This is a genomic window from Desulfomarina sp., assembly GCF_054039375.1.
The window spans coordinates 1-9,131 of the sequence record NZ_JBPLBA010000160.1 but is presented as its reverse complement, the minus strand read 5'-3'; the positions used below and the strand labels follow the sequence as shown (position 1 = coordinate 9,131).

Below are 9,131 nucleotides of genomic sequence, written 5' to 3'. Positions count from 1 at the left end.
TTTCAGCCATGTCGTCGGCAAGGTTTGCCAGTTCTCTGTCAAAGACGGTGATTTTCTCTGTTTTTTTCCGCAGAACCGGTTCAGGGTATTTGTATATTTTTTGAATAGTCATTGTATCGTAACTGATCACAAAGATTATTGTAATTGGTCACAGGTGTAGCAACTCTGTGATTTTATAACCTCTGAAGTGTAATTGCTTCCAGGTGCCGCAGATTGTTGCAGGCTCTTTTGTCCGCTATAACCTACCTATGCGGACAAAAGAGACCGTGAAAAGTTGGGTGCCTGTGAGCAATTACAGTTTTTTACTGCCTGTTATGCATTGAAACCGTTTAAACGGTGGTATTACCATTTTCCGGAATGAAGCACTTATTGTCACTTGAACGTAGTTTATCAATTTACCACAGGGTTTTTTTTTCTGCCATTATTCAAATAGGGGAGGGAGAGATGGCGGCTGTCAACAGGGGTTTTTCCGGGAGAGTTTGAGGTGTCTTCCATGCAAGTATTCAAGAAAACGCTGGAATATCAGATGGCAAAAAAAGGAAGGGAAAACAATCCCCGGGGCCAGAAAAACCGGGCTGTCCAGCCTGACGGGAGATTTGCGGAAAAATCATTTAAAGCCCTTTGAAAAAAGCTTGACTTCTCATTTAAATTGTTGTGATGTGTATTTTTATTCGCGGTCTTTCGAGACTGGACAGAATGTGTGATGGGCACCTGAAAATGTCGATTACACATGACGGATGTGTTTTTTGTTTCCTCGATATTTCTTTGGGAGTCGGGGGGAAAGTAATTAACGAAAATGAGGGAGAAAAAGTATGAAACGGACAGCATCTTTAATGGCAGCAATTGCATTTGGCTGTGTCACTGCACTGAGTTCAGCAACCAGTGTCATGGCATCTGATCAGACCTTTGTGACCATCGGTACCGGCGGTGTTACCGGTGTTTATTATCCCACTGGCGGTGCAATCGCGCGTCTGGTCAACAAGGGTAAGAAAGAGCATGGACTCCGTGCGACGGTTGAGAGTACCGGTGGTTCTATTTACAATCTGAATGCAATCAGGGCCGGTGAGCTTGATATGGGTGTTGCCCAGTCTGACTGGCAGTATCATGCTTATCATGGAACCAGCAAGTTCAAAAAGCAGGGACCAAACAAAGATCTGCGTTCAGTATTTTCCATTCATTCAGAACCGTTTACTGTTGTTGCCAGAGCCGATGCCGGTATTAAGAATTTTAAAGATCTGAAAGGAAAGCGGGTTAATATCGGTAATCCGGGATCAGGACAGCGTGGAACCATGGAAGTTGTCATGGAGAAGATGGGTTGGACAAAAGCTGATTTTAAACTGGCTTCGGAACTTAAGGCAGCCGAGCAGTCCAAGGCTCTCTGTGATAACAAGATTGATGCCATGGTGTATGTTGTAGGTTTTCCGAATGGTTCCATCAAAGAGGCAACCACCTCCTGTGACGCTGTCCTGGTCAATGTTGAAGGACCTGAAATTGACGCCCTGGTTGCAGAAAAGCCCTATTACAAAAAAGCAGTTATTCCCGGTGGAATGTACAGGGGAACCGATGCCGATACCAAGACTTTTGGTGTCGCCGCAACTTTTGTCACTTCCTCCAAGGTACCCGAGAAGGTTATCTATAATATAGTGAAGGCTGTTTTTGAGAACTTTGACCAGTTCAAGAAGCTTCATCCTGCCTTTGCTACCCTGAAAAAAGAGGAAATGATCAAGGCAGGTCTCTCTGCTCCTCTCCATGCAGGTGCCGTTAAATACTACAAAGAAGCAGGTCTGATGTAATTGAAATAAAAAACATCAGCTGTATCCTACAGGGTGTTTTGAAAAAAATAAAATTTTCGTCCGGGATCAAGGGACAGAAAATTGGACGAAAACGAAATTTTTCCAAATAGCCTTTAGCTTTGTGTGCAGCCGGATTTTACGGCTGCACATTTCTTTTTTTATCTTCGCACAGGTTTTCATTATGTAATTTTACTCGATATATAGAGATGTATCTGTACTCGCATTGACAGTTTTCCTGTCGGGTGCTGTCCAGACGGGGATTCTATACTTTCAGCTACTGTTTCAGGAATGAAAAGGAGAAGTCGTCGAAATGACTCAACCTACCGAAAAACCATTACCCAGTGAGCATGTACAGGAGATGGTCGCAGAGGCGGACACAGGCGGTCGTAATCCTCAGGGGAAAATCTCTAAAAATGTCCTTTTTTTTGTACCGTTGGCCTGGACTCTTTTCCAGCTCTGGTATGCATCTCCGCTACCCTTTGTATTTAATATTTTTGTTTTAAATGACACTGAAGCAAGAGCAATTCACCTGGCTTTTGCCGTTTTTCTCGCCTACACTGCTTTTCCGACCTTTAAATCTTCACCCAAGCAATATATTCCGATACAGGACTGGGTCGTGGCTTTTATAGCTGCCTTCTGTGCAGCATATCTGTTTCTGTTTTATTCTGATCTTTCCACCCGTCCGGGACAACCCACGCTGCTGGATCTTGGTGTTTCCCTGGTTGGACTTATCCTGCTGCTGGAAGCCACCCGGCGGGCGCTTGGGCCTCCACTGATGGTTGTAGCCATGGTGTTTACCCTGTATACCTTTGCAGGACCATATATGCCCGAGGTTATTGCCCATAAGGGTGCAAGCTTTTCCAAGGGGATGACCCATTACTGGTTGACGACCGAAGGTGTTTATGGAGTTGCCCTGGGAGTTTCCACCGGTATGGTTTTCATGTTTGTTCTATTTGGCTCGCTTCTTGAGGCGGCAGGTGCGGGCAATTATTTTATCAGAACCGCTTTTGCTGGACTTGGCCACTTGCGGGGTGGGCCGGCAAAGGCCGCAGTTGTTTCCTCTGCAATGACAGGGTTGGTTTCAGGCTCGTCCATCGCTAACGTGGTAACGACGGGGACATTTACCATTCCCCTTATGAAAAAGGTTGGTTTTTCTGCTGAAAAGGCCGGCGCGGTAGAGGTGGCCTCTTCCACCAACGGTCAGCTGACTCCACCGGTAATGGGTGCTGCGGCATTTCTGATGGTGGAATATGTGGGAATATCTTATATTGAAGTCATCAAACATGCCTTTCTTCCTGCCATTATATCCTATATTGCCTTGGTCTATATTGTGCACCTGGAAGCCTGCAAGATGGGATTGAAGGGAATGAAAAAGCGTAAGACCAAAACTTTTGTCCAGGGTGTGACAAGTTTTATCATAACTATTCTTACCCTTATCATCCTAGGTGGGGTAACCTATTACGGTCTCGGCTGGATCAAAACGGTAGCCGGGGATGCCACAATCTGGATTGTCTGTGTTCTGCTTGCGGTGGCGTATGTTCTTCTCATTGCCTTTGCCTGTCGTGTTCCGGAACTGGAAATCACAACTGATATCAAAGAACTGCCTCCTCTCGGGGAGACTGCCCAGGCAGGGTACTATTTTATTCTACCCATTGTTGTTTTGATGTGGTGTCTTACCGTGGAAAGACTGTCACCGTCACTGTCCGCTTTCTGGGCATCTGTTCTGATGGTGGTTATCGTTCTTACCCAGCATCCCCTGAAAGGTTTTTTCAGAAAAATGCAGGGAGATGATTTTTCTTTTGTCCGGGGTTGGAATGATCTCATCGACGGAATGGTGGCCGGTGCCAGAAACATGATCGGAATCGGGGTGGCGACAGCGGCTGCCGGTATTGTTGTCGGTACGGTAACACTCACCGGAATCGGTCTGGTTATGACTGAGTTTGTTGAGTTTATTTCCGGTGGTAACCTTATGCTGATTCTGCTGTTTACCGCCGGTATCAGCCTTCTGCTTGGTATGGGGCTGCCGACGACTGCGAACTATATTGTTGTTTCCACTCTGATGGCTCCTGTTATTGTCAGCCTTGGAGCGCAGAACGGACTGATTGTTCCCCTGATTGCCGTCCATCTTTTTGTTTTTTACTTCGGTATTCTGGCGGATGATACACCGCCTGTCGGACTTGCAGCCTTTGCCGCCGCCGGGATCTCGGGAGGTGATCCCATCCGTACGGGTATCCAGGGTTTCGGCTATGATATCAGGACGGCCATCCTCCCCTTTATTTTCATCTTCAACACTGAACTGTTGATGATCGGGGTAGAACACTGGTATCATCTTGTTCTGACCATCGTTACTGCAGTTGTTGCCATGCTGGTTTTTGCTGCCGGGACCCAGGGGTGGTTCCTGACAAAAAACAAGTGGTGGGAGACTGCTGCACTTCTTCTGGTCGCTTTCGCGCTTTTCAGACCAGGTTATTTCTGGGATAAAGTCTATCCGCCCCTCATGGAAAAACCGGCTTCGGAACTGGAACAGGTCGTGGGTGAAATGAAACCCGGATCCATGCTCAGGCTCCAGCTCAAGGGTGAGAAAGATAACGGGAAACAGTTCAAGATGACAGTGATGCTGCCCGTGGGGGATGGAGCAACCGGCAGGGAGAGACTCAGTACCATTGGTCTTGAAACGAGAAAAGAAGATGGTAAAATTCTGGTTGATCTTGTTGCTTTTGGCAGCCCTGCTGAAAAGGCAAAGATAGATTTTGACCAGGAAATTACGGGTGTTCAGATGAAGACCGACCGTCCGCCAAAGCAACTGGTCTTTATTCCGGCAATGATGCTTCTCGCCCTGTTATGGTATATTCAGCGCGGTAGAGCCAGGAAAATTAATGAAGAGGAACTGGTTGCAGCAGCTTCCTAGTATATAAACAGCAGAATGGCCGGTGACTGTTTTCACCGGCCGGCTGTTTGAAAACAGTATCGAGAGTATCCTATGGTTAAAAAAATTTTGGTACCCATTGCGTTTTCACAATACTCTAAAGGTATTTTGCATTATGCAGCAGGGATTGCTGCTTCCTTCAATGCAGCCATGATTGTTGTCAATGTCATTAATGAGCGGGATCTGGAGGCTGTCAACAAGATATCTTCCCTGGGGTACAAGGTCGGTGTTGAAGATTATCTGGAAACCGTGAAAAAAGAGCGTCGTGTCGAACTGAAGGACCTGATGGCCGAGATGACATTGCCCGATGACCAGGTCAATTTTACTTTTAAAATTGGTGATCCGACAAACGAATTGCTGAAACTCGTTGTGGATGAGAATATTGATATGGTGGTGATGGGCATCAAGACCCACGATATCAGACATATATTTGCTGGATCTGTCGCTGAAAGGATGTTTCGAAAATGTCCCGTTACCATTGTTTCCTATCGTGATGATGATGTTTCCGACCGGTTGCTGAAAAAATTTACCAGGCACAGGGACAGGGAGAAAGCATAGGGCGGGGATATGACGACCCAAATAAAATGTAGAGTTATCAACATTGTGAGTAGTTTCCTATGAAGTATCTTTTTCCCCTGCTCGGTTATTTTATCGGTTCCATCCCGTTTGGTCTGGTTTTCAGCAAGCTTGCGGGAACTGATGTCCGCCAGGCGGGGAGCCGTAATATCGGAGCCACCAATGTGAGCCGGGTACTGGGCAGGAAACTGGGGTTTCTGACCCTGGTCTGTGATTGTCTCAAGGGTTTTCTACCCATGTACCTGGCGGCGTTTTTTTTGCCTGAATCCAGCAGCCGGGAAGGATTTGTGCTTCTTGCGGGTATTGCCGCGGTGCTTGGTCACATGTTCCCTGTGTATCTTGGTTTTAAGGGCGGCAAGGGGGTGGCTACAGGGCTCGGCGTGTTTCTTTATCTTTCGGCTCCTGCTATTTTAATCAGTCTCGTTGTCTTTGCAGGTGCTGTTGCCCTGACCGGTTTTGTCTCGGCAGGTTCTCTTCTGGCTTCTGCTCTGATGCCTGTGTGGTTGTGGTTGATGGGGAGTTCACCGGCCACTATCTGGGCCGCTGCCTTTGTGGGCCTGCTCATCTGGCTTAAACACCATGAAAATATATCAAGACTGTTGAAAGGGGAGGAAAAAAGCTGGAAGAAGAAATAATTCCCGATACTCTTTTCTGATTCGAGATACAGTTATGCGGGTTGCCGTTTTCTCCGATATACACGCGAACCTGGAAGCACTCCAGGCATTTCTGCGTCACTGTTCCGTCAAAAATATCGACCGTTATATCTGCCTGGGGGATGTTGTGGGTTACGGACCGGACCCCAACGATTGCATTGATCGGTTGCGCAATCTTTCCCACGCGGTTTTTATTCTCGGAAACCATGATGCCGCCGTCCTCGGTGTCCCGATGAGAGCAGGTGCGGCTACCAGGAAGGCAATTTCCTGGACGAGAAAGAGGTTATCCGATGAGAATTTTTTCTTTCTCAAGGAGATGATTGATACTGTCAGATGGAATGATACTTTTTTCTGTCATTCCAATCCATATAAACCCAGAAACTGGTATTATGTTTCCGAGAAGAGTTCTATTTCCAAATCATTTGCCAGGTCAAAGACAAAACTCCTCTTTCTCGGCCATACCCATGTACCGGTTGCCATTACACGCAGGAATTTTTTCTGTGTTTATATTCGTTCCCCCAGAAACGGCACTGTTGTTCCCATGTCATCCCTGAACCGGCAGATTTTTAACTGCGGCTCCATAGGACAACCCAGAGATGGTGATGTTCGAGGGGCTTATCTCATATATGACACAGAAAGGAAGAGCGTTGAGTTTTACAGATTCAATTATGATTTCCACAGGACGAAGGAGAAGATCTTTTCATCGGGACTTCCGGAAGAATTCGGTCGGAGGCTGTTAAAAGGACTTTAACATTTCGTGCCGGAGATTCAAAAACCGGATTATGGCGGGAGAAGTTCACCGGAGCCGAACAGGGGGAAAGTTTTAAAGAGATCCTGCTGCAGGGCGTAGCCTTGTCCGTATCGTTTTTCGGGATCCACTTCCAGGCAGCCCATGATAATCCTGTCAAGTTCACGGTCTATTTGGGGATTGATTGTCAACGGAGCCCTGTCCTGCAGTTCTTTTTCCATGTCTTCCGGGTATTCATCATTGTAGAGCTGGTAGGGAACGGCATTGGTGGCAAAAATATAGAGGATAATGCCCAGGGACCAGATATCGGAGGCGAGACAGCTTTTGCCGGCATACTGTTCCGGGGCCATGTAACTCAGGGTGCCTTCTGAACTCCTTCCGGCTCCCTGCCGGGAGAGGTCCTTTGCAATCCCGAAATCCAGCAGTTTTACTCTTCCTGTTTTACTTATCATGATGTTTTCAGGCTTAATATCACGATGCAGGATCCTGTGATTGTGGGAAAATGCAACCGCTGAGAGAAGTTGGCAGAAGTAGTCTTCCCTGTCACGGGCGGGAATTTTTGTTTTTAACAGATCCTGCAGGGTCGGGCCGTTGATATATTCCTGGATAAGTATGAATTTACCGTTGTGTTTGACAACCTCCAGAAGCTGACAGATACCGGGATGATGGATAAGTCGTTTCAGAATAGCGGCGGATCGCAGTACACGTATATTCAACGCCGGTGAATGGGGGGTTTTGGCCACTGCAAGTCTCCCTGTCCCGGTTTCCTTGACGAGCCAGACTACACCGAATCCTCCCAGGCCAAGACGGTGGAGCTTTTCCCATTTGTTGAATTTTCCCTCAGTTTTCCGGTTTCCGGCAAGAGTTCTGGGGGAGAAGTAACTTTCTCCGGTCCGGAATGAGTTAATCAACCTGTTCCAGGTAAAAGTGCTGCTCCGTGATGTCTGCTGCCTTTGCGCCTGGGCCATCGTCTGGCCGATTTCGAGCAGTATGAGGAAACTGACGGAGAACTGATCCTGATTCAGGGGTAGAAGCAGGTAGTCATCGGCCCCGGCCTTCAGATATTTCCTGATGTTTTTTCTATTATTAGCCGGAATAAGGATTAGTATGGGAACATTCTCACCAAGATGCTCCCGAATTTTCCTGATATCAAGATGTTGCCTGTTGTTTTCTGCATCCACATGGAAAATCACCAGGCTGACTGGACGCTGGGGCTTTGTTTCCAGGTATTGGCTGAGTTCGTTGATTTGAAGAGAAACTGTTTCAAGGGAAAAAGAGGTAACAAGCCTGGCGATAAGCCGAGTCTCCCCGGGTGACAGGTTAAAAAGCAGTAGTCTATCGGCTGTCGGTTGCAAACTCATAGCTCCTCCTCTCTTTCATCCTAGCAGAGAAGAGGGGATGTGGGCAAAATAATTTCTGATTCCCCATGAAACTCAGCCAAATTGTGGATTGGGCCTGTTTGATCAGGCTAGCCTGCGGTCAAAAATCACTGGAAATCTCAATTGATAAAAATTCAGATGAAAACAGAAAATGTCGGAGCACTCACTACAGATAAAAATTAATCGTTCTTCCCGAAAATATTCTGCAAAAGAACTGGTGGCAAGACAGATATGGAATATTATACGTCCTCTTTTTCTGTTCAGCCCCAGACCTTTTTTCCGGTGGCGTCGATTTCTTCTCCGCTTATTTGGCGCCCGGATCGGAAAAGAAGTTCATATTTATAATACTGTGTCAATTTTCATGCCATGGAACCTTGAAATTGGGGACTGGTCAAGCATAGGAGAACATGCGTATATCTACAACCTGGGAAAAATAACAATTGGAAAAAAGGCGACAATCTCTCACCGCAGCCATCTATGTGCCGGCACCCATGATTACACTCATTCCACTTTGCCATTGTTAAAACCACCTATTATAATACTTAATGACACCTGGGTGTGCGCAGATGCCTTCATTGGCCCTGGAGTGACCATCAGCGAAGGTGTGGTTGTCGGCGCACGAGCTGTAGTCACAAAAGATGTTAAGCCCTGGACTGTTGTAGCGGGTAATCCCGCTAAACCAGTCAAGAAAAGAATAATACGTGATCTTAAATCCATTAACTGATCCAGGAGCATTTTCGATTGCCCAAATCTACGGGTGTCTGAATTTCCGTGACTTGTCGGAATAAAACAATATGGAACCATCAAAACTTACGGCAGTAATCCTGACCTATAACGAAGAACAACACCTGCCCCGGTGCCTGACGAGCCTCAAAGGTGTCGCTGATTCAGTCCTGGTTGTTGATTGTTTTTCAACAGACGCAACTGTTTCCATTGCCGAAGAACATGGTGCAAAAGTCGTCCAACATTCCTGGACCAATCATTCAACCCAGTTTAACTGGGCCCTGGGACAGATAGAAACAACAGAGTGGATACTTCGATTAGATGCGGATGAAT

At 46.8% G+C, this 9,131-nt stretch carries 9 protein-coding genes; 7 read left to right on the top strand and 2 right to left on the bottom strand.

Translation table 11 applies throughout. The features are described from left to right. A partial coding sequence (locus ACXLDX_RS09565; protein ID WP_457576953.1) for a peptide deformylase occupies positions 1-112 on the bottom strand: 112 nt, incomplete at its 3' end. Positions 113-812: 700 nt separating this feature from the next. On the opposite strand from ACXLDX_RS09565, the gene ACXLDX_RS09560 reads away from it, so the two are divergent. From ACXLDX_RS09560 to ACXLDX_RS09540, 5 genes are all read left to right on the top strand, one after another. After that, complete coding sequence (locus ACXLDX_RS09560) at positions 813-1,793, top strand: TAXI family TRAP transporter solute-binding subunit (RefSeq protein WP_457576952.1); 981 nt, start codon at positions 813-815, stop codon at positions 1,791-1,793. A gap of 310 nt (positions 1,794-2,103) precedes the next feature. Further along, on the top strand, positions 2,104-4,701 hold the full coding sequence (locus tag ACXLDX_RS09555; protein ID WP_457576951.1) for a TRAP transporter permease: 2,598 nt from the start codon (positions 2,104-2,106) through the stop codon (positions 4,699-4,701). A 72-nt stretch (positions 4,702-4,773) separates the two neighbouring features. Continuing rightward, complete coding sequence (locus tag ACXLDX_RS09550) at positions 4,774-5,277, top strand: universal stress protein (RefSeq protein WP_457576950.1); 504 nt, start codon at positions 4,774-4,776, stop codon at positions 5,275-5,277. 59 nt (positions 5,278-5,336) lie between these two features. Then, positions 5,337-5,930: a glycerol-3-phosphate 1-O-acyltransferase PlsY gene (gene plsY / locus ACXLDX_RS09545; protein WP_457576949.1), complete on the top strand. Its 594-nt coding sequence runs from the start codon at positions 5,337-5,339 to the stop codon at positions 5,928-5,930. Positions 5,931-5,964: 34 nt separating this feature from the next. Then, the gene (locus ACXLDX_RS09540; RefSeq protein ID WP_457576948.1) at positions 5,965-6,699 is read left to right on the top strand and encodes a metallophosphoesterase family protein; all 735 of its coding nucleotides are present in this window, start codon (positions 5,965-5,967) and stop codon (positions 6,697-6,699) included. Between the two features lie 29 nt (positions 6,700-6,728). Here ACXLDX_RS09540 and ACXLDX_RS09535 read toward each other — a convergent pair whose 3' ends face one another. Beyond that, positions 6,729-8,057, bottom strand: coding sequence for a serine/threonine protein kinase (locus ACXLDX_RS09535; protein WP_457576947.1), 1,329 nt, complete (start codon positions 8,055-8,057; stop codon positions 6,729-6,731). A 169-nt stretch (positions 8,058-8,226) separates the two neighbouring features. On the opposite strand from ACXLDX_RS09535, the gene ACXLDX_RS09530 reads away from it, so the two are divergent. Continuing rightward, entirely contained in the window at positions 8,227-8,799 is a 573-nt protein-coding gene (locus ACXLDX_RS09530) for an LbetaH domain-containing protein (RefSeq protein ID WP_457576946.1), read from the top strand. Between the two features lie 70 nt (positions 8,800-8,869). Then, positions 8,870-9,131: glycosyltransferase family 2 protein (locus ACXLDX_RS09525; protein WP_457576945.1), on the top strand; the 262-nt coding region annotated here is incomplete at its 3' end.